At 71.8% G+C, this 20,670-nt stretch carries 17 protein-coding genes; 4 read left to right on the forward strand and 13 right to left on the reverse strand.

What is annotated here, in order from left to right; genetic code table 11:
- Positions 1-11 precede the first annotated feature (11 nt).
- The 9 genes from ACFV46_RS02140 to ACFV46_RS02180 all read right to left on the reverse strand — a co-directional run bounded on the left by ACFV46_RS02140 (position 12) and on the right by ACFV46_RS02180 (position 11,106).
- Positions 12-707, reverse strand: a complete 696-nt coding sequence (locus ACFV46_RS02140) for a DUF7019 family protein (RefSeq protein WP_376728796.1) — start codon at positions 705-707, stop codon at positions 12-14.
- Positions 708-795: 88 nt separating this feature from the next.
- Positions 796-2,415, reverse strand: coding sequence for a pyridoxal phosphate-dependent aminotransferase (locus ACFV46_RS02145; RefSeq protein WP_385496740.1), 1,620 nt, complete (start codon positions 2,413-2,415; stop codon positions 796-798).
- 127 nt (positions 2,416-2,542) lie between these two features.
- Complete coding sequence (locus ACFV46_RS02150) at positions 2,543-3,688, reverse strand: aldose epimerase family protein (RefSeq protein ID WP_376728798.1); 1,146 nt, start codon at positions 3,686-3,688, stop codon at positions 2,543-2,545.
- Positions 3,689-3,746: 58 nt separating this feature from the next.
- Positions 3,747-4,991 (reverse strand): multiple monosaccharide ABC transporter permease, encoded by a 1,245-nt coding sequence (gene mmsB, locus ACFV46_RS02155; protein ID WP_361935245.1) that lies wholly within the window; start codon positions 4,989-4,991, stop codon positions 3,747-3,749.
- The gene (gene mmsA / locus ACFV46_RS02160; RefSeq protein ID WP_361935248.1) at positions 4,988-6,538 is read right to left on the reverse strand and encodes a multiple monosaccharide ABC transporter ATP-binding protein; all 1,551 of its coding nucleotides are present in this window, start codon (positions 6,536-6,538) and stop codon (positions 4,988-4,990) included. Before mmsA ends, mmsB begins: the two co-directional genes overlap by 4 nt.
- A gap of 32 nt (positions 6,539-6,570) precedes the next feature.
- Positions 6,571-7,680 (reverse strand): multiple monosaccharide ABC transporter substrate-binding protein, encoded by a 1,110-nt coding sequence (gene chvE / locus ACFV46_RS02165; RefSeq protein WP_361935251.1) that lies wholly within the window; start codon positions 7,678-7,680, stop codon positions 6,571-6,573.
- A 182-nt stretch (positions 7,681-7,862) separates the two neighbouring features.
- Positions 7,863-8,825, reverse strand: coding sequence for a hypothetical protein (locus ACFV46_RS02170; protein ID WP_361935253.1), 963 nt, complete (start codon positions 8,823-8,825; stop codon positions 7,863-7,865).
- Between the two features lie 122 nt (positions 8,826-8,947).
- On the reverse strand, positions 8,948-9,952 hold the full coding sequence (locus ACFV46_RS02175) for a zinc-binding dehydrogenase (RefSeq protein WP_376728800.1): 1,005 nt from the start codon (positions 9,950-9,952) through the stop codon (positions 8,948-8,950).
- The gene (locus ACFV46_RS02180; protein WP_385496742.1) at positions 9,949-11,106 is read right to left on the reverse strand and encodes a mandelate racemase/muconate lactonizing enzyme family protein; all 1,158 of its coding nucleotides are present in this window, start codon (positions 11,104-11,106) and stop codon (positions 9,949-9,951) included. The genes ACFV46_RS02175 and ACFV46_RS02180 overlap by 4 nt, the downstream gene beginning before the upstream one ends.
- Before the next feature lie 313 nt (positions 11,107-11,419).
- Between ACFV46_RS02180 and ACFV46_RS02185 the strand changes: the two genes are divergently transcribed.
- Positions 11,420-12,403, forward strand: coding sequence for a hypothetical protein (locus ACFV46_RS02185; protein WP_385496743.1), 984 nt, complete (start codon positions 11,420-11,422; stop codon positions 12,401-12,403).
- An 85-nt stretch (positions 12,404-12,488) separates the two neighbouring features.
- Here the strand turns inward: ACFV46_RS02185 and ACFV46_RS02190 are convergent, their stop codons facing one another.
- Positions 12,489-12,926 carry a MarR family transcriptional regulator gene (locus ACFV46_RS02190; RefSeq protein ID WP_361936134.1) on the reverse strand — a complete coding sequence of 146 codons (438 nt, stop codon included), beginning with the start codon at positions 12,924-12,926 and terminating at the stop codon, positions 12,489-12,491.
- 75 nt (positions 12,927-13,001) lie between these two features.
- Here ACFV46_RS02190 and ACFV46_RS02195 point away from each other — a divergent pair, with 75 nt between their 5' ends.
- Positions 13,002-14,015: an NADP-dependent oxidoreductase gene (locus tag ACFV46_RS02195; protein WP_361936137.1), complete on the forward strand. Its 1,014-nt coding sequence runs from the start codon at positions 13,002-13,004 to the stop codon at positions 14,013-14,015.
- Positions 14,016-14,082: 67 nt separating this feature from the next.
- Here ACFV46_RS02195 and ACFV46_RS02200 read toward each other — a convergent pair whose 3' ends face one another.
- The gene (locus ACFV46_RS02200) at positions 14,083-15,234 is read right to left on the reverse strand and encodes a serine hydrolase domain-containing protein (protein ID WP_385496744.1); all 1,152 of its coding nucleotides are present in this window, start codon (positions 15,232-15,234) and stop codon (positions 14,083-14,085) included.
- 155 nt (positions 15,235-15,389) lie between these two features.
- Here ACFV46_RS02200 and ACFV46_RS02205 point away from each other — a divergent pair, with 155 nt between their 5' ends.
- A complete protein-coding gene (locus tag ACFV46_RS02205; protein ID WP_385496746.1) occupies positions 15,390-16,184 on the forward strand; it encodes an EI24 domain-containing protein in 795 nt (264 codons plus the stop codon).
- Here the strand turns inward: ACFV46_RS02205 and ACFV46_RS02210 are convergent.
- Together ACFV46_RS02210 and ACFV46_RS02215 are read right to left on the reverse strand one after the other, a co-directional pair.
- Positions 16,174-17,433, reverse strand: a complete 1,260-nt coding sequence (locus tag ACFV46_RS02210) for a pyroglutamyl peptidase (RefSeq protein WP_385496747.1) — start codon at positions 17,431-17,433, stop codon at positions 16,174-16,176. The two genes, ACFV46_RS02205 and ACFV46_RS02210, sit on opposite strands and share 11 nt — an antisense overlap.
- Positions 17,434-17,543: 110 nt before the next feature.
- Positions 17,544-18,125 (reverse strand): TetR/AcrR family transcriptional regulator, encoded by a 582-nt coding sequence (locus ACFV46_RS02215; RefSeq protein ID WP_361936210.1) that lies wholly within the window; start codon positions 18,123-18,125, stop codon positions 17,544-17,546.
- A 103-nt stretch (positions 18,126-18,228) separates the two neighbouring features.
- Between ACFV46_RS02215 and ACFV46_RS02220 the strand changes: the two genes are divergently transcribed.
- Positions 18,229-20,664 carry a glycoside hydrolase family 3 protein gene (locus tag ACFV46_RS02220; RefSeq protein ID WP_385496748.1) on the forward strand — a complete coding sequence of 812 codons (2,436 nt, stop codon included), beginning with the start codon at positions 18,229-18,231 and terminating at the stop codon, positions 20,662-20,664.
- The last annotated feature ends 6 nt before the right edge of the window (positions 20,665-20,670 follow it).

The raw sequence follows: 20,670 nt of genomic DNA on the forward strand, positions 1-20,670 counted from the left end.
GCCCCGCCGCGTCACTCGTCCGTCTGCGCCACATAGAGCGGTGTGCCCACGACGACGTTCAGCTCCTGTCCCTGATCGTCGGTGATCACCCCCGACAGCAGCCGGCGTGCGAGGAACTCGGAGGGCTCGCCCGGCCCGCGCAGACGCCGGCCGAGCCGTGCGACCTCGCGCAGCGTCCCCTCCTTGCTCCGGGCCGACCCCCCACGAAGAGCACCGTCTGGGTCCGTCATCAGCCGGTCGTCGGCGCCCCGTTGCACCAGCTCGAACAAGGCGGGCAGCATCGAGTGACCCACGAGCCCGGACTCGGGCGCCACCCGTCGCCCGACGAGGTGGTGCGCCGAGCCGATGAGGGCGACGACCGTCCCGGCCTCCCGGCCCATCATGAGGAGCGGCCCGTCGGGAGCCGGGCCGAACCCGGACATCCGCAGCTCGCACTCCCCGCGGAACCAGGCGGAGGGCTCGGACATCCAGGAGATGTCGTGGTCGCGGTCGAGGTACGCCTCGACGATGTCGAGCCGGCCGTACAGGCCCGTGTCGGCGGGGCCCTTCTGGACCGTCAGGCCGACGACCTGCAGATCGATCTTCAACTCGGTCGCGAGACCGGACAGCAGCCTGGGCGGGATCTGCCCGAACAGCATGTCCACCTTCGCCTCGGACACGTAGTTGTAGTAGCGCACGATCCCCCCGGTCGTCGTCCTGTCCCACACGGTCTCACGGCATGACCGCCGTGAGCAGGGTAACCAGAGATCGCGGGCGAACGTGCACCATCGTGCGGGGAGTTGAATTGGGCGGCCGCTACCCCGTCTGCCCCATCCCCGCCGCGTTCGGCCAGCTCTGGGCCTGGGGCCAGCCGGTGGCCGGGGCCGGGGCGAGGCCCGGGACCGGGCCCGTGGTGCCGCGGACCTGGGCCGCGGTGAGGCCGCCGCGGGCCGGGACGCCGGGCGGGGTGGGGCCGGGCGGCACCATCGTCGCGGCCGGTGCCACCGGTGACGGGAACGGCATCGGGGTGGGAGTGGGCGCGGGGGCCGGGGCCGCCGCGGCCGGTACCGGGGCGGGTGCCGGCATGGGGGCGGGTGCGGGCGCCACCGGCGCGGGAGCGGGGGTGGGCGCGGGAGCGGGGGCCACCGGCATCGGGGCCGGCATGGGGGCGCCGCCCTGCGGTACCGGCTGGGGCGCCGGCTGCGGCTGGGGCACCGCCGTGAAGCCGGCCCCGTTGGTGGAGCCCACCAGGCGGTCCACGGCCGCTGTACCCGAGCTGTAGCTGGTCCCGTTGCTCAGCTCGGGTACGGCGGCTCCCCTCCTGGACCCGTAGAGCACCTGCTCCAGGCCGGACACCAGGCGACGCACGTCGACCTGGGGGCGCACCACGAGTCGCAGGAAGCGGCTGGACGAACCGATCTTGTTGCCGCACTCGCGGACCAGGATCCGGTGCTCGGTGAGCAGCCGGTCGCGGACCACGGTGCCCTCGGCGCCCACGGGAAGGCGCACGAAGAGGAAGTTGCCCTGGGACGGGTACACCGTCAGACCGGGCAGCGCCGAGAGGGCCCCCGCCATCTCCAGCCGGTCCTTGCGCACCTGCTGGAGGCTCTGCGCGTACTCGGCGCCATGGTCCCGCAGCATGAACACCACGTGCTCGGCGAAGGAGTTGAGGTTCCACTTCGGCAGCATCGAGCGGACCATCCGGGCGAGCGCCGGGTTGGCCACCAGGTAGCCGAAACGGATGCCGTGCAGGCCGAAGTTCTTGCCGAGGCTGCGCAGCACGATGACGTTGGGCCGCAGCATGGCCTCCTGGACGACCGACGGCTCCTGCTCGGCGTCCGCGAACTCCAGGAAGCTCTCGTCCACGACGATCAGGTCCAGATCGGCCATGGCGTCCATGAACTGCACGATCGCGTGCTTGTGCAGGAAGCCGCCGTCGGGGTTGTTCGGGTTGCAGATCACCGCGACCCGCGTCCCCCTGGCCCGGATGAACTCGGCGTACTGCGCGAGGTCCAGGGCGAACCCGCTGGACTCCTGGAGCGGGAACATGTCGACCCGCTTGCCGGTCTCCATCGGCTGGTCGGTCCAGCGGCCGAAGGTGGGGACGGGGACGGCCAGGGACTCCCGGACCATCAGATGGTCGATCCAGGTGATCAGCTCCGTGGAGCCGTTGCCCATCGCCACGCACTGCGGCGGAAGCTGGAGCAGGCTGCACAGCTCGGCCGTGATGGTGTCGGCGCTGCTCGGGTAGTACGTGATGATGTCCCGCAGCTTCCCCGCCATGTCCTCGAACATCTCGGGCGTCGGGAAGTACGGGTTGCAGGGGATGCAGAAGTCGACCGGGCCGGCCCCGTCGCCGCCCTCGCGTGTCAGCGCCGCCATCGACGGGCTGTGTGCCGCGGTGCTGCGGAACAGCGAGGTGACGTTGTCGGCCATGGAACCTCCGTAGGGGGCGGGCCCGGCGGGGACGACCGGGCCCGTCGTGCTCGGGTGGCCCGCGCGGGGGAGCACGGGCCGCCCCTACATACGGAGGACTGGGTGACGCCGTTCAATCACCGGTGAATCAGCGGGTGAACGAGTGCACCGTCGTGGATCGGTAGGTCTGGCCCGGCCGCAGGACCGTCGACGGGAACGACGGACGGTTCGGCGAGTCCGGGAAGTGCTGGGTCTCCAGGCACAGTCCGTCGCCCTGCCGGTAGACCCGGCCGCCCGTGCCGACGAGGGTGCCGTCGAGGAAGTTGCCCGAGTAGAACTGGAGCCCCGGCTCGGTCGTCGCGATGCGCAGGGTGCGCCCCGAGGACGGGTCCTTGAGGGTGGCGACCCACTCCGGGCGCGGAGAGATCCCCTTGTCCAGCACCCAGTTGTGGTCGATGCCCTTGCCGTACAGGAGCTGCTGGTGGGGTGCGCGCAGGTCCTCGCCGATCGCCTTGGAACGGCGGAAGTCGAAGGGGGTGCCCGCGACGCGCGCCAGTTCGCCGGTCGGGATGAGGCCCGAGTCGACGGGGGTGTAGCGGGAGCCGTCGATCTTCAGCTCGTGGTTCTCGATCGTGCCGCTGCCCTCGCCGGCGAGGTTCCAGTAGACGTGGTTGGTCAGGTTGACGACGGTCGCCTTGTCGGTGGTGGCCGCGTAGTCGATGCGCCAGTCGCCGTACTTGGTGAGCGTGTACGTCACCTTCACGCGCAGGGTGCCCGGGTAGCCCATCTCGCCGTCGAGGGACGTGTAGTGGAGACGCAGGCCGACGTCGGTGCCCTGGGCGAACGGCTCGACGTCCCACACCCGCTTGTCGAACCCCTTGGCGCCGCCGTGCAGGCTGTTCTCGCCGTCGTTGACGTCGACCTGGTAGGTCTTGCCGTCGAGGGTGAAGCGCCCCTTGCCGATCCGGTTGCCGTACCGGCCGATCAGCGCGCCGAAGTACGGGCTCGACGCGACGTAGTCGTCGAGGGAGCGGAAGCCGAGGGAGACGTTGGCGTACCGGCCCCGGCGGTCCGGGACCTCCAGGGACTGCACCACACCGCCGTAGGAGAGGACCTTCATCCGGGTGCCGCCGTTGGCGAGCGACCAGCTGTGGACCTTGGTGCCGTCGGGGAGGGTGCCGAAGAGGGACCGGACCGGGGTCCTGCCTCCCGTGGCGTGCGCGCTGCCGAGGGTCGCGGCGGTGATGCCCGCCGCCGCGGCACCGGCGATGACCGTGCGTCTGCTCATGTCCATGTGCGGCTCCTGTTCAGGAAGACGGGCCCCGCCCGAGCGGCGGGGCCCGTGCGTGGACCTACGAACCGACCTTGCGCTTGTTCCACACGTCGAAGCCGACCGCCGCCAGCAGCACCAGGCCCTTGATGACCTGCTGCCAGTCGGTGCCGATGCCGACGAGGTTCATGCCGTTGTTCAGCACACCCAGGACCAGACCGCCGATGATCGCGCCGAGGACGGTGCCGACACCGCCGCTCATCGACGCGCCGCCGATGAACGAGGCCGCGATCGCCTCCAGCTCGAAGTTCAGTCCGGCCTTGGGGGAGGCCGCGTTGAAGCGGGCGGCGAAGACCAGACCCGCCAGGGCCGCGAGCATGCCCATGTTCAGGAAGACCAGGAAGGTGACCTTCTTGTCCTTCACACCCGACAGCTTGGCCGCGGGCAGGTTGCCGCCGATCGCGTAGATGTGACGGCCGATGATCGCGTTGCGCATCACGTAGCCGAACCCGACGAGCAGCACCCCGAGGATGAGCAGCACGATCGGGGCGCCCTTGTAGCTCGCGAGCAGCATCGTCAGCGTCAGGATGGCGGCGGCCAGCGCCACCAGCTTCAGCAGGAACAGGTTGAACGGCGGGACGTCCAGCGAGAACTCCTGCTGCCGGCGGCGGTCCCGGAACTCCTGGAAGACGACGACCGCGATCATCGCGAAGCCGAGCAGCAGCGTGAGGTTGTGGTAGTTGGTGTCCGGGCCGACCGCGGGCAGGAAGCCGTTGGCGACCTTCTGCAGCCCCTCCGGGAACGGGCCGAGGGTCTGGCCCTCCAGGAAGATCTCCGTCAGACCGCGGAAGATCAGCATGCCCGCCAGGGTCACGATGAACGACGGTATGCCGCCGTACGCGATGAAGAAGCCCTGCGCCGCGCCCGCGAGCGCGCCGATCGCCAGGCACAGCAGCACCGCGAGCGGCCATGGCATGTCGTGCTTGACCATGAACACGGCGGCCATGGAGCCGACGAACGCCGTCAGCGACCCCACCGACAGGTCGATGTGGCCGGCGATGATGACCAGCATCATGCCGATCGCGAGGATCAGGATGTAGCTGTTCTGCAGCACCAGGTTGGAGACGTTGCGCGGCAGCAGCAGGTCGCCGTCGGTCCACACCGCGAACAGCACCACGATCAGGCCGAGCGCGATCAGCATGCCGTACTGGCGCATGTTGCGGCGCAGGCCCTCCAGCACCAGCTGGAGCAGTCCGTCGCCGCCGTCCCGCGCGCTCTTCCCCGGCGGCGCGGGGGCCGGGCTCTTGGCGGTCACATCCGTGCTCATCGGGTTACCTCTTTGTCCTTCGTCATCTGACGCATCAGCGATTCCTGCGAGGCCTCTTCGCGGGAGAACTCGCCGGTCAGCCGGCCCGCGGCCATCGTGTAGATGCGGTCGCACATGCCGAGCAGCTCGGGCAGCTCGGAGGAGATGAAGACGACCGCCTTGCCCTGGGCGGCCAGCTGGTCGATGACCGTGTAGATCTCGTACTTGGCGCCGACGTCGATCCCGCGCGTGGGCTCGTCCAGGATCAGCACATCGGGCCCCGCGAAGATCCACTTGCTGAGGACGACCTTCTGCTGGTTGCCGCCGGACAGCTTGCCCACCGGCTCGAAGACGGTCGGCGCCTTGATGTTCATGGACTTCCGGAAGCCCTCGGCGACCTGCCGCTCGCCGTGCTCGTCGACCACGCCCCGCCGGGCGACCTTGCCCAGCGCGCTGAGCGAGATGTTGCGGTTGATGGTGTCGATGAGGTTCAGGCCGTAGTGCTTGCGGTCCTCGGTGACGTACGCGATGCCGTGCTTGACCGCCTCGGGGACGGTCTTGGTGCGGATCTCCTTGCCGTCCTTGAGGACCGTGCCACCGTGGTAGCGGCCGTAGGTGCGCCCGAAGACGCTCATCGCCAGCTCGGTGCGGCCGGCGCCCATCAGCCCCGCGATGCCCACGATCTCGCCGCGCCGCACCTGGATCGACACGTCGTCGACGACCTTGCGCTGCTGGTCGATCGGGTGGTGCACGGTCCAGTTGCGGATCTCCAGGGCCGGGGCGGCGCCCTCCTCCGGCTCGTGCGGGGTGCGCTCGGGGAAGCGGTGCTCCAGGTCCCGGCCGACCATCCCGCTGATGATCCGGTCCTCGGTGGTCTCCGGGGCCTTCACGTCGAGCGTCTCGATGGTCCGCCCGTCGCGCAGGATCGTCACCGAGTCGGCGACCCTGCGGATCTCGTTGAGCTTGTGGGAGATGATGATCGAGGTGATGCCCTGGTTCTTCAGCTCCAGGATCAGGTCCAGGAGCTTGCCGCTGTCCTCGTCGTTGAGGGCCGCGGTCGGCTCGTCGAGGATGAGCAGCTTCACCTTCTTCGACAGCGCCTTCGCGATCTCCACGAGCTGCTGCTTGCCCACGCCGATGTCGGCGACGCGGGTGTCGGGGTGGTCGGAGAGCCCCACCCGGCGCAGCAGTTCGGTGGCGTGCCGCAGCGTCTCCCGCCAGTCGATGAAGCCGCCCCGGGCGTGCTCGTTGCCGAGGAAGATGTTCTCCGCGAGGGAGAGGAACGGCGACAGCGCCAGCTCCTGGTGGATGATGACGATGCCGCGCTGCTCGCTCGCCCGGATGTCCTTGAACTCGCAGAGCTCGCCCTCGAAGAGGATGTCCCCCTCGTAGGTGCCGTGCGGGTGGACGCCGGAGAGGACCTTCATCAGCGTGGACTTGCCGGCGCCGTTCTCCCCGCAGATGGCGTGGACCTCGCCCTGCCGGACGGTCAGCGTGACGTCCGACAGCGCCTTGACGCCGGGAAAGGTCTTGACGATCGAGCGCATTTCCAGGACGGGTCCCGCCATGGTCGTGCCTTCCAATCAGAGTGGGCCGGCGGTTAGTTGAGGTCGCTCGCCTTGATGTAGCCGGAGTCCACGACTTCCTTCTGGTAGTTGGTCTTGTCCACGGCGACCGGCTCCAGCAGGTAGGCCGGGACGACCTTCGAGCCGTTGTCGTAGGTCTTGGTGTCGTTGACCTCGGGCTTCTTCTTGTTGAGCAGGGCGTCGACCATGTTCGAGGCCACCTTGGCGAGTTCGCGGGTGTCCTTGTAGACGGTCATCGACTGCTCGTCGGCGATGATCGACTTCACCGAGGCGACCTCGGCGTCCTGACCGGTGACGACCGGCAGCGGCTTGTTCTTGGAGCCGTAGTCGTCCGACTTCAGGGCGGAGAGGATGCCGATGGAGATGCCGTCGTACGGCGAGAGCACCGCGTCGACGCGCTCGCTCTTGTACGCCGAGGTGAGGATGTCGTCCATGCGCTTCTGGGCGGTGCCGCCGTCCCAGCGCAGCGTGGTGACCTGGTTGAGCGCGGTCTGCTTGGACCGGACGACGAGCTGCTTCTTGTCGATGTAGGGCTGGAGCACCTTCATCGCGCCGCCGAAGAAGTAGCGGGTGTTGTTGTCGTCGTTGGAGCCGGCGAACAGCTCGATGTTGAACGGGCCCTTCTTGCCGTCCTCCAGGCCCAGCTTGTCGACGATGTAGCTGGCCTGGAGCTGGCCGACCTTCTCGTTGTCGAAGGAGGCGTAGTAGTCGACGTTCGGGGTGCCGAGGATCAGGCGGTCGTAGGAGATGACCGGGATGTTCGCGTCCTTGGCCTGCTGGAGGACGTTGTTCATCGACTTGTTGTCGATGGCCGCCACGATCAGCGCCTTGACGCCCTGGGTGATCAGGTTCTCGATCTGCGAGACCTGCTGGTCGGGGTCGTCCTCGCCGTAGACCAGCTTGGTCTTGTAGCCCTTGGACTCGAGGTTCTTCACGACGTTGTTGCCGTCGGCGATCCAGCGCTCGGAGGACTTGGTGGGCATCGCGATGCCGATCGTCGCCCCCTTCGTGCTGCCGTTGTCGTCCTTGCTGCCGCCCTCGCTGTCCTGGCCGCAGGCGGTCAGGGTGAGCGCGAGGGAGGCGACGGAGGCCATGGCGGCGAGTGCGGCTCTGCGACTACGCATGATCATCATCCTTGATGTGAGTGGAGCGGGGCTCGGTCGTGCTCGGTCCGGTCGGTCCGGGTGCCGCCTGGGCGGTGCGGGGACGTGTCCGGGGCTGTTCGGGTCGGCTGGTCGGTCGCCCGAGGGTGTGTGGGATTGTGTTCGCCTGCGTCCGCTTCTGTGAAGGGGGTTTCGCCGGAACGTTATGCGCGCGTTTCGAAACGCGTCAGCGTTCCGGGCAGTCGTGAGCCGAGCGGCGCCATCGCGTCGTCGGCCCCGTGCCGCGCCAGCAGGTCCAGGGCCAGCCGTCCGCGCCGGACGCGTTCCCGGGCGGTGGCCAGCGTCAGCTCTCTCATGTGGTGGCCGTAGGGATAGATGCCGGGGGCCTTGGAGAGCCCGAACTTCAGGTACAGCGGGGCGCCGCGCCGGATCAGCTCGGCGACCTCGTACATGCGCACATAGCCGCCGAGGTCGTCGGGGGCCTCGATGTACATGTCCATGGGGGCGGCGGAGACCCGGCGGATCTCCGTGAGGTGGTCCAGCGTCAGGTCGCTCGGCACGTTCACCGAGTCGGCGCCCAGCCGCTCGTACACCGCGTACGCGGCCGGGTTGACCGGGCCGATCAGGGCGCTGACCTTCAGGGTGGTGTCGGCCGGGATGATGCCCGTGGCGCGCGCCCGGTGCAGCGTCCACAGCACGCCCTCGTCGGCGACCAGCAGGCACTTCACGCCCAGTTCGGTGGCGCGCACGGCGTCCTCGACGCAGCCGGCCACCGCGTCGTGGCCGCGGGCGCGCAGCCCGGCCCCGCGGGAGTCGGTGCGGGTGGAGCCGCCGATGTCCCAGGTGCCGCGTGGACCGGTGAACAGGCAGAGCTCGATGTCCCGTTCGGCCGTCGCCTCGACCATCTCGGTGATCTCGGCGTCGGTCAGCATCCACACGCCGCTGCCCTGGCTGATCCGGTGGATCGGCACGTCCAGCCGCGAGGCTTCCTTCAGGACGACGGCCAGCGCCTCGGGGCCCTCGCAGGAGGGGATCTCGGTGCGCCAGCGGCCTCCGCCGGGGAAGGTGTGGGGCGAGGCGTCGGCGGGGGAGAGGTCGGGCGCGCCCAGGCCGAGGGCGGCGAGTGCCTGCTCGCCGGGTCGTCGGGCTGCGGAGGCGTGGGTCACGGGATGTCCTTAGTGTTCGGTATTTCGGACGAGGTTCGCGTCTTCGGGTGTGCGGGACCTCGGGGGTACGCCGGCACGGGGACCGTCAGGGTGTCCCCGTCCCGGCGTACGGCGGAGGCCGCTCAGGGCCGGAGGAGAACCTTGCCCACCTTCGGGTCGCCGGAGCCCACGAGTTCGATCGCCTGCGGGAACTCCGTCAGCGGCAGTTCGTGCGTGACCAGCGGCAGCGGGTCGAGGAGACCGGCGGAGAACACCCGCACGGCGTGCGCCCAGGCGTCCGGCGGCGCCCCGAAGACGGTGTGCACCTCCAACTGGCGTACGACGAGATCGGTCGGGTCGAGCCCTCGCGCGCCCGGCGCCGGGATGCCGGTGAGCACCAGGCGCCCGCCCCGCCGCAGCAGCGCGGCCGAGGTGCGCGCGGCGTCGGCGGACCCGGCGGTCTCCACGACGACGTCGAAACCGCCCGGCAGTTCCTCGTCCTTGGTGCGGAAGGCGGTGGCCCCGTACGCCCGCGACAGCTCCTCGCGGTCGCGGCGCGTCCCCACCACCAGCAGCTCGCCGGGCGAGCCCGCCGCCAGGAACTGCACGGCGAACATCCCGAGCGTCCCGGTGCCGACCACCGCGACCCGCTCGCCCGGCCGGGCGCCCGCCTTCAGCGCGGCCGCCGCGATACAGGCGGCCGGCTCCAGCAGGGCGGCGGCGGTGAGGTCGCAGTCGTCCGGCAGGACGTGCAGCAGCCGGGCCGGGAGTGTGAGCGTGGCCGCCATGGCCCCGGGCTGGGTGAACCCGGTCTCCTCGTACCCGGCCTCGCACAGCGTCGTCTCACCGGCGTGGCAGCGGTCGCAGACCTGGCAGTTGCGGAACCCCTCGCCGACGACCTTCCGGCCGACGAGCCGCTCCGGCACCCCGGCGCCGACGGCGGCGACGGTCCCGGACCACTCGTGGCCCGGCGTCAGCGGGTAACGGACGTACCCCTCCGGCCGGTTGCCCTGGTACAGCTCCCGATCGCTGCCGCAGATGCCGGCCGCGTGCACCCGGACCAGCGCCTCGCCCGGACCGGGGTCACGGGGCGTGTGGGCGGCGAGCCGGTGCCGGCCGGGCGCCTCGACGACGACGGAGGTGCTCATCGCGTCCCCTTGGGCTTGCGCTGCTCCCAGCCCTCGGCCCACAGGTCGAACCGGGCCTGCTGCTGCGGGAACTCGGCGGCGGCGTCGGCGTCGAACTCCACCCCGAGCCCGGGGGCGTCGGAGAGGTGGAAGTAGCCGTCCACCACCTGCGGTGCCCCCTTGACCACCTTCTTGATCTCCGCGTCGGCGAAGTCGTTGAAGTGCTCCAGGATCTTGAAGTTCGGGGAGGTGAACCCGACCTGGAGGGAGGCGGCGGTGAGCACCGAACCGCCGACGTTGTGCGGGGCGACGAGCATGTAGTGGGTCTCGGAGGTCGCGGCCAGCTTGCGGGTCTCCCAGATGCCGCCGATGTGGCCGACGTCGGGCTGGATGATGTCGACGGCCTGGCTCTCGAACAGCTCCCGGAACTCGATCCGGTCGTGGATGCGCTCACCGGTGGCGACCGGGATGTCGACCTTGGCGGCGACCTTCTCCAGCGCCTTCAGGTTCTCCGGCGGGCAGGGCTCCTCCAGCCAGGCGGGCTTGAACGGCGCCAGCTCGTGCGCGAGCCGGACGGCGGTGGCCGGGGAGAAGCGGCCGTGCATCTCCAGCATCAGCTCGGCGTCGGGGCCGATGGCGTCCCGCACGGCCTCGATGAGGGAGACGGCGTACAGGCTCTGCTGGTGGTCGAGCTCGAAGTGCCCGGTGCCGAAGGGGTCGATCTTCAGCGCCTTGTACCCGCGCTCCATCACCGCGCGGGCGGCCTTGTGGTATGCCTCGGGCGTGCGCTCGGTGGTGTACCAGCCGTTCGCGTACGCCTTCACCTTGTCGGTGACCTTGCCGCCGAGGAGCTGCCACACCGGCACCCCGAGCGCCTTGCCCTTGATGTCCCAGCAGGCCATCTCGATCACGGCGATGCCGGACATCACGATCTCGCCCGCGCGGCCGTAGTCGCCGTACTTCATACGGCGCACCAGGTCCTCGACGGCGAACGGGTCGGAGCCGAGGATGTGATTGGCCTCGGCCTCCCGCAGATAGCCGATCAGCGCGTCGGTGTGGCCCAGCATCCGGGTCTCGCCGACTCCGGTCAGCCCCTCGTCGGTGTGCACCTGGACGTAGGTCAGATTGCGCCACGGCGTCCCGACCACATGTGTGCTGATTCCGGTGATACGCACGGCAGTTGCCCCTTGCTGCGTCGTCGGCCCATTCGGTTGTGCACCCGGCGATGTTCGATATTTCGTCACGCGTTCGAAATGCTGACGTGACAGTAGGGAGGGGGTGACGGGGGTGTCAATGGGTCGCGCGCATAACGGTTTCGACACTGCTTGCGGCCCTCGATCCGGCCGCTTCGTCGCGGAGCGTGCGGGGCGTGTCTGGCGTGTCCTGGCATATCCGCCAACTGGCCATGCCTCTGCGCATTGTTGTCCACAAAACTTTCACAGGGGTGACTAGGAACGGTACGCGTCCGGAACCTAGTCTTCCCGCGTCATGGACTACTGCCACCCGTGCCGACGGCACCTGAACGGCGCACTCGCCTGTCCGGGGTGCGGCGCCACGACCGAACAGCCGCATGTGTACGCGTACGCCCTGGCCGGTGCCGCGTACCCTCCGCCGGCCGAGCGGTCCCCGGGCGCGCCCGCGGCGTACGCGGGGCAGTACACCGGCGCGGAACCGGACGCTCCCGAGGACCCGCACGCCCCCGGTGACACCGGCGAGCTCGCGGAGGCGGCACCGGTGGGCGGCCGGGCCGCGCGCCGGGCGGCGCAGCGACGCGGCCGGAGCCGCCGGCGCGGCCACGACGAGCGTGACGTCCCCGGCGTCCCGGACGACGAGCACACGGGCCCGGACCCGGACGGCCACGACGACTCCGAGGAGTACGACGACCCGGAGGCGTACGACGACGAGGACGACGGCGGCGACGAGGCCGGGGCCGGCACGAGCCGCCGGGACCGCAAGGCCGCCGCGCACCGCCGCAGACGGCGCCGGACCCTGCTCGTCGCCGCGGGCTTCGTCCTGGCCGCCGGCGGCCTGAGCCTCGCCGAACTCGGCATGGACGCCCCCGGCGACACCCCCCCGACGGCCGCCGCCGGCGACTCCTCGGCGGACGGTGGCGCCGAGGGCGAGGTGCAGGCGTCGCCCGGCGCCACCGGCGCCGCCGTCCGCACCGGGGCGGGTGCGGCCTCGGGGAACCCGTCCGCGTCCCCCTCGGCCTCCGCGTCCGGCAAGGACGGGGACGAGGACAAGGACGACGAGGACGGGAAGGAGGACGCGGACGGGGACGGCACCCCGGACCCGGAGTCCGCGTCGGCGACGGCGGGCACCGGCGCCGACACGCCGCCCCCGGCCCCCGACCCCACGCCGACCTCGGGCGGCGGAGGCGGCCCCGACCCGACGGAGGACCCGGCCACCTCGGAGCCGACGCCCGACCCCAAGCCGACGGAGTGCAAGCGTTTCCTGTGGTGGTGCACCTAGGGGGTGTCTTGTCGATCAGGCCGGGCTCCCGGCGTCCGGCCTGATCCGAACGAAGGACCCCAGGCGCTCGCCGGGGGCGCGGGCGTCAGTCCGCCAGCATCCGGCGCAGCAGATCGCGCAGCGCCAGCCGCTCGTCGTCCGACAGGCCCGCCAGCGGCTCCCGGGCGAACCGCAGGGACTCCCGCAGGCTCCGGGCCACCTGACGGCCCTCCTCGGTCGCGGCCGCCAGCTTCACCCGCCGGTCCGCCGGGTCCGGACGGCGCTCCACCAGGCCCCGTGACTCCAGCCGGTCCACGATGCCGGTCACGTTCGACGGCTCGCAGCGCAGCCGCTGGGCCAGCTTGCGCATCGGCAGCGGCTCCAGCGAGAGCAGGCTCAGCAGCCGGGCCTGGGCGCCGGTGAGCGCGTGCTCCGCGGCCGCCTCCTCGTACTCCGCGTGATAGCGGGCCACGACCGCGCCGATGAGATCGACGACCTCGAAGGTCAGCGCATCCGGGCGGTTCGTCCTGGGTGGAGTGGTCACTCGTCCAGGGTAACGGGTTACTTGACATCCTGAAATATTCAGGCGCATGGTTGTTTCAGGTACTGAAGTATTTTGATGGAAGGGCACCCCGTGATCAACCGCGAATGGCACCTCGTCTCCCGTCCCGTCGGCTGGCCGAAGCCCGAGGACTTCGCCCTGGTCGAGGCCGAGGTACCGACCCCGCGCGACGGCCAGGTGCTCGTCCGCAACAAGTACGTCTCCGTGGACCCCTATATGCGGGGCCGCATGTCGGCCGCCAAGTCGTACGCCGCCCCCTACGAGCTCGGCAAGGTCATGCAGGGCGGCGCGGTCGGCGAGGTCGTCGCGTCGAACGCCGAGGGCATCGCGGTCGGCGACCACGTCCTGCACTTCTTCGGCTGGCGCGAGTACGCGGCCCTGGACGCGCAGCACGCCGTCAAGGTCGACCCCGAGGCCGCGCCCCTGTCCACGTACCTCGGCGTCCTCGGCATGACCGGCCTCACCGCCTACGCCGGACTGCTGCGCACCGCCGCCTTCAAGGAGGGCGACGCCGTGTTCGTCTCCGGCGCGGCCGGTGCCGTCGGCAGCCAGGTCGGCCAGCTCGCGCGGCTCAAGGGCGCCTCCCGCGTGATCGGCTCCGCCGGCTCCGACGAGAAGGTGAAGCTCCTGGTCGAGGAGTACGGCTTCGACGCCGCCTTCAACTACAAGAACGGCCCCGTGCGCGAGCAGCTGCGCGCCGCCGCCCCGGACGGCGTCGACGTGTACTTCGACAACGTCGGCGGCGACCACCTGGAGGCGGCCATCGGCTCCCTCAACCTGAACGGGCGTATCGCCGTCTGCGGCATGATCTCCGTCTACAACGACACCGAGCCCGCCCCCGGCCCGCGCAACCTCGCCCGGCTGATCCAGACCCGCGGCCGTATCGAGGGCTTCCTGGTCGGCGACCACTACGACCTGCAGCCGCAGTTCGTCCAGGAGGTGGGCCCCTGGGTCGCCTCGGGCGAGCTGAAGTACCGCGAGACCGTGGTCGAGGGCATCGAGAACAACCTGGAGGCGTTCTTCGGCGTCCTGCGCGGCGACAACATCGGCAAGATGATCGTCAAGCTCTGACGGCCCCGGCACGCGAAGAGGCCGCGCCCCCTCCATGCGTGGGGGCGCGGCCTCTCCGCGTTCCCCGTCAGACGGCCAGCGCCGCGGTGTGCACCGCCCGCACCAGCCGCTCGTTCTCCACGGCCGCCCCGCCCGGAAAGGCGAAGCGGCGCCGCGTGTAGCCGTACGCGAGACCGCTGCGCGGGTCGGCGAACGCCTGCGAACCGCTCGCCCCGGCGTGCCCGAGCGAACCGGCGCCCAGGAACGGGTACCAGGGGTCCGCGACCGCCTGGAAGCCGAGCCCGAACGACTTGTACGTCCCGGACACCAGGTCCCGGCCGGTGGAGTGGATCTGGCCGGCCTCGGCCACCGTGTCCGGCTTCAGCAGCGGCGGGCGCCCGCCCAGCCCGCTCACGGCCGCCGCGTACATCCCCGCCAGGCCCCGCGCGGAGGCCACACCGCCCGCCGAGGCGGGCCCGTTCGCCCGCACCGCACGGGAGTTGGGGTAGTCCGCCAGCTGGCCCGGCATCGGCACATGCGTGTTGAACGCGATCGAGGCCAGCGTGTGCGGGCCGGTCGGCACGGCGTCCAGCTCCGCCTGCTGCTCCGGAGTCGGCTCCATCGGCTGCACGGAGCGGAAGCGGGGCTCCAGCGCCTCGGGCAGCCCGAGGAAGAAGGCGAGGTCGTGCGGGGCGCGGACGCGCTCCTCGTAGACCTCCTGGAGGGTGCGGCCGGTGGCGCGGCGCACGACCTCGCCGGTGAGCGCGGCGATGCTGAGCGCGTGGTAGCCGAACGCCGTGCCCGGCCGCCAGAAGGGCCGCTGCCCGGCGAGGCGTTCCGCGATCGCCCGGTCGTCGGCCAGCTCTTCCACCGTGAACCCGGTGTCGAGGCCGACGACCCCGGCGCGGTGCGCGATCAGCTCGCGCAGGGTGATCCCGGCCTTGCCCTCGGCCGCGAACTCCGGCCAGTAGGAGGCGACTTCGCGGTCCAGGTCCAGCACGCCGTCCTGGACGAGCAGCGCCACCACCAGATGGGCGGCGCCCTTGGACGACGAGAACACCCCGTAGAGGGAGTCGGCCCCGGCACCCGGGCCCGCCCACAGGTCGACCACCCGTCTGCCGTGCACGTACGCGCACACCTGGCCCTCGTAGTCCGGCCGTTCCGTGGCCACGAACGCCGCGAACTCCTCCCGTACCGCCTCGAAGCCGTCCGCGACCGTGCCGTGGATCTCCGGTGTCATCCGCGCTCCTCATCTGGCCCGTGATGTCTGCCGTGCTCACAACGCCCGCTCCGTCCCGGCCCATTCCCCCCTCGGCGAGGTCCGCCCGGCCGCCGTGACCGGGCACCGAAGCCGCCGTGACGGCGGTGTGACACACCCCGTCTACAGTGATCCGCATGCGCGATCTCGGTGCCGGTTTCAGGTTTCTCCTCAAGGGCCAGCGATGGGTGGCCCGGCACGGCAGGCAGTACGGCTTCGGGCTGATCCCGGGTCTGATCACCCTGCTGCTGTACGCGGCCACGCTCGTGGCCCTCGCGCTGTGGGGTCAGGACCTCGTGAGCTGGTCGACCCCCTTCGCCGACGGCTGGGCGAGCCCCTGGCGGGGCCTGTTCCGCGGGCTGCTCACCGCCGTGCTGTTCGCTCTGGCCCTGCTGCTGTCCGTGGTCACCTTCACCGCCGTGACCCTGCTGATCGGCCAGCCCTTCTACGAGAGCCTCTCGGAGCGCGTCGACCGGGACGTCTCGCCCGACGGCACCGCGCCCGAGTCCGGGCTGCCGCTCTGGCGGGAGCTGTGGATCTCCGGCCGCGACAGCCTGCGGATCGTCGTGCGCGCCGCCGTGTGGGGCGTGCTGCTGTTCGCGGCCGGCTTCGTCCCGGTCGTCGGCCAGACGGCCGTCCCGGTCCTCGGCGTGGTCGTCACCGGCTTCTTCCTCACCGAGGAACTGACGGCGGTCGCCCTCCAGCGCCGACGCGTCGAGCTGCGTGAGCGCCTGACGCTCCTGCGCTCGCGCAAGATGCTCGTCTGGGGCTTCGGCACCCCGCTCGCCGCCGCCTTCCTGGTGCCGTTCGTCGCGGTGTTCCTGATGCCCGGCGCGGTCGCGGGCGCCACGCTGATGGCCCGGGAGCTGTCGGGGGAGGAAACCCGGGAGGACGAGCCGGCCGAGCCCGCGGGCGAGAAGATCACCTGGTGACCGGACTGCCGGCCGCCACCGTCAGGATCGTGCGCACCTGGGCGATGATGTCCAGCCGGTTGCGGACGAACTCCGGGTCCGTCACCGCCCCCGACGCCGGATCGGTGTTGCCCGCCCCGAACTGCAGCACCGGCGTGTGCACATGCCCGCCCGGCAGCTTGTCGTGCAGCCCCAGCCGGTCGCGCAGCAGCGTCGCCCGGTAGGCGATCTCGTTGGACAGGTAGTCCCCGCCGCCGCCGGCCCGGGCGCTCGACCCGGGCGTCGGCCCCTGCGGCCGGACGACGGCCTCGGTGCCCCCCGCCGGGATCTCGGTCACGCTCGTGTTGTCGTACACGGGGAACCGGCCGGTGGGCGCGGCGGCGATCGCCGTGTACGGCAGCGTGGTCGTCGTCCACTGCGGCTGCGAGCCGGGGTCGGCGACCGGGACCAGGCCGGTGCTGGAGGCGTTCTCGTTGTCCGGGAACCCTCCCCGCCAGGCCCCGTTGGTCCGCTCCACGTCGAACCGCCCCACCCGTCCCTGGCTCACGGTCGTGAACAGGTCGACCCGCCCCAGGTACGGCCGCAGCGCCCGCTCCACGGCCCCCTCCGCGAAGTCGCGCCAGCGCACCGGGAAGACGGCCGTCTCCACCCGCGCCGGACCGGCCGCCGTCCGGACGACCGTGCCGTCCAGCGCCAGCGCGGCCGCCCCCGACGGGTTGGAGATCCGGATGTCACGGTCCAGCGTGAACGGGTCGAACCCGGTGACCAGGATGCGCCGGACGCCCTTGTCCCGCGGCAGCCGGAGGTCGCCCTGCCCGCGCGAGGTCCGCTCCAGCGCGTCCAGCAGCGCGGCCCGCCGCCCCTCACCCAGGGCGAAACCCGGCTCCCAGGTCCGCAGTTCGCGGGTCATCGCCAACCGGGCCCAGTACAGCGGCCGGTCGTCGTCCCGGCTCAGGTCGCCGCCCGCCGGTCCCCGCCCCTGCGCCCGGTCGACGGCCCGCCGCCACAGCGCCGTCCCGTGCTGCTCGACGGCCCGGCGGGCCGCCGCGTAGCCGTGCGCGCCGTCCAGGGCGCGGGCGAAGGCGGCGGTGGCGGTGGCGAACCCGGAGCGGCGCAGGATCTCCTGGGGGACCTCCTGGGTGAGTCGCCGCTCCTCGACGGTGGGCGCGGCGGCCGCCTCGGAGGAGGCGGCGGCGGTGCCGGTGGCGGGCGCCGCGAGGCCGGTCAGCAGGGCCAGGGCGAGCACTCCGGTCCGAACACGGGGAGACATCACGGCAGTTCGGGTCCTTCCGTCACGGTGGGGGTCGTGCGGGACGCGGGAAGTATCGCGTGACGGGAGAGGTCCACGCCATGGTGCGTGCGCGCGTCCGTCCGCCGCCGTCAGTCCGGCGGCTCGCCGAGCAGCCGCAGGAAGTCCCGGAAGGCGCCCGGCATGTCCACCGACGCGGGGTCCAGCAGCCACTGGTACTGCAGGCCGTCCATGACGGCGACCAGCAGCGGGGCGGTGCGCTCGGGCGTCAGCCCGTTCGGCAGCCGGTCGCCGTACTCGGCGCGCAGCGTCTCCGCCATGCTCGCCCGCACCCGGGTGTACCGCTCGGAGAAGAACGCCCGGGCCGGATGCCCGTCCGTCACGCTCTCGCCGAGCAGCGCCGAGAAGGTCTGGACGATGCCGGGCCGCATCGCGTTGTACTCGACCAGCGCGGCCAGCAGATCGACCCGCCACCGGCTGTCCGGCACGGCGTCCCACCGGTCCCGCTCCTGCAGCACGGCGACGAGCAGCGCGTCCTTGGTCGGGAAGTGGTGCATCAGGCCCTGCTGGGTGAGCCCCACCCGTTCGGCCACCGCGGCCAGGCTCGCGCCCCGGTAGCCGCGCTCGGCGATGACCTCCAGCGCCGCCCGGACGATCTCGGCGCGGCGCTCCTCGCCCCTGACCCTCGCGTTCATGGCGTCACCGTACGGGATGCGTCCGCCCTTCATGTAACACGGGGATAACGAAACCTACCGGTCGACAGGTGGCCGATGCAGGATGGTGCCCACAGCCCGGACTCGACGAGGAGGCACCGCGATGGCGGGAACGCGCACCCAGGCCGATGCAGCACGCGAGGCGGTCGTGGAGGCGGCCCTCGCCCGGCTCGACCTCGACGCGAAGGCACGGCTGCTCTCCGGCCAGGACATGTGGACCCTGCCCGCCCTGCCCGAGATCGGCCTGCCCTCCCTCGTGATGTCCGACGGCCCGATCGGCGTCCGCGGGGTGCGCTGGACCGCCGACGACCCCTCCGTCGCCCTGCCGTCCCCGACCGCCCTCGCCGCCGCCTGGGACCCGGACCTCGCCCGCCGCGCCGGCGTCCTCCTCGCCCAGGAGGCCCGCCGCAAGGGCGTCCACGTCCTGCTCGCCCCCACCGTCAACCTGCACCGCTCCCCGCTCGGCGGACGCCACTTCGAGGCGTACAGCGAGGACCCGTACCTCACCGGGGTCATCGGCGCGGGCTATGTCTCGGGCGTGCAGTCCGGTGGCGTCGGCACCACCGTGAAGCACTTCGTCGCCAACGACGCCGAGACCGAGCGCTTCACCGTGAACAACGTCGTCGGCGAACGCGCCCTGCGCGAGCTGTATCTGGCGCCCTTCGAGCACATCGTGGAGCACGCCCGCCCCTGGGGCGTGATGACCGCGTACAACACGGTCAACGGCACCACCATGACCGAGCACCGCCGCCTCGTCGAGGAGGTGCTGCGCGGCGAGTGGGGTTTCGACGGCGTCAACGTCTCCGACTGGGCCGCCGCCCGCGACACCGCCGCCGCCCTCGACGGCGGCCTCGACATCGCCATGCCCGGCCCCCGGACCGTCTACGGCGAGGCCCTCGCCCGGGCCGTGCGCGCCGGAGAGGTGTCCGAGACCCGGGTCGACGACGCCGTGCGCAACGTCCTGCGCCTGGCCGCCCGCGTCGGCCTCCTCCCCGGCGCCGAACCGGCCGTCACCGCCCTCCCGCCCGAGACCGACGGCCCCGCCCTCGCCCGCGAGATCGCCCGCCGCTCCTTCGTCCTGGTCCGCAACGAGAACGCCCTGCCGCTGCCGCCCGGCGGCACGGTCGCCCTGATCGGCGGCGCCGCCCGCGACGCCCGGGTCCTCGGCGGCGGCTCCGCGACCGTCTTCCCGGCCCGCACCGTCTCCCCGCTCGACGGCCTCACCGCCGCCCTCCCCGAGGGTGCCCTCACCTACGCCGTGGGCGCCGACCCCAGCACCGAACTCGGCGTCGCCGACAAGGGGTTCACCCTGCGGGCCGTGTGCCGGGACGCGTCGGGGAACGTCCTCGGCACCGGCTCCGCGCCCAGCGGGCACATCCAGTGGATGGGCTCCGACCTCCCCGCCGGCGTCACCCACGAGACCCTGCACAGCGTCGAGCTGACCGGCACGTTCACCCCGCGCGTCACCGGCGCCCACACCTTCGGCATCAAGGGCATCGGCGCCTTCACGCTCGTCATCGACGGCACCACGTACTACGACGACGTCCAGCGCCCCACCAAGGACGACCCGTTCATCAGCTTCTTCGGCGCCCCCGTCCCGCGCGCCCAGCCCGAACTCACCGAAGGCACCCCCGTCGAGGTCTCCCTCACCCACGTCGTCGAGCACCCCGAGGACGCCCCGCTGAGGGTCGTCGGCTTCACGCTCGCCCACCAGGAACCGCTGCGCGACCCCGACGAGCTCATCGCCGAGGCCGCCGAGGCCGCGCGCGCCGCCGACACCGCCGTGGTCGTGGTCGCCACCACCGAGCGCGTCGAGTCGGAGGGCTTCGACCGCACCGATCTGAGGCTGCCCGGCCGCCAGGACGACCTGGTCCGCGCCGTGGCCGCCGCCAACCCCCGCACGGTCGTCGTCGTCAACTCCGGCTCCCCGGTGGAGCTGCCGTGGCGCGAGGAGGTCGCCGCCGTGCTGCTCGGCTGGTTCCCGGGGCAGGAGGGCGGCGCGGCCCTCGCCGACGTGCTCACCGGCGCCGAGGAGCCCGGCGGCCGGCTGCCCACCACCTGGGGCTCGCTGGCGGACGCCCCGGTCACCGAGGTCGTCCCCACCGACGGCGAACTCGTCTACTCCGAGGGCGTCTTCATCGGCTACCGCGCCTGGGAGAAGGCGGGCACCGCCCCGGCGTACCCGTTCGGGCACGGCCTCGGCTACACCACGTGGGCGTACGAGTCCGCCGAGGTGAAGGGCGCCACGGTCCGGGTGCGGGTGCGCAACACCGGAGAGCGGCCGGGCCGCGAGGTCGTCCAGGTCTATCTGGCGCCCGCGGAGCCGGACGCCGGACGGCCGGCGCGGTGGCTAGCCGGGTTCGCGAGCGTGTCCGCCGAGCCGGGGGAGAGCGGCGAGGCCGTGATCGAGTTGACCCGCCGGGCTTTCGAGGTGTGGGACGAGACGACCGAGGCGTGGACCTTTGTGAAGGGTTCGTACGAGATTCAGCTCGGACGCTCGATCTCCGACCGCAGGCTGACCGCGACGATTAACGTCTGATCCGGG

The sequence above is a fragment of the Streptomyces sp. NPDC059852 genome, assembly GCF_042731455.1.
GTDB lineage: Bacteria > Actinomycetota > Actinomycetes > Streptomycetales > Streptomycetaceae > Streptomyces.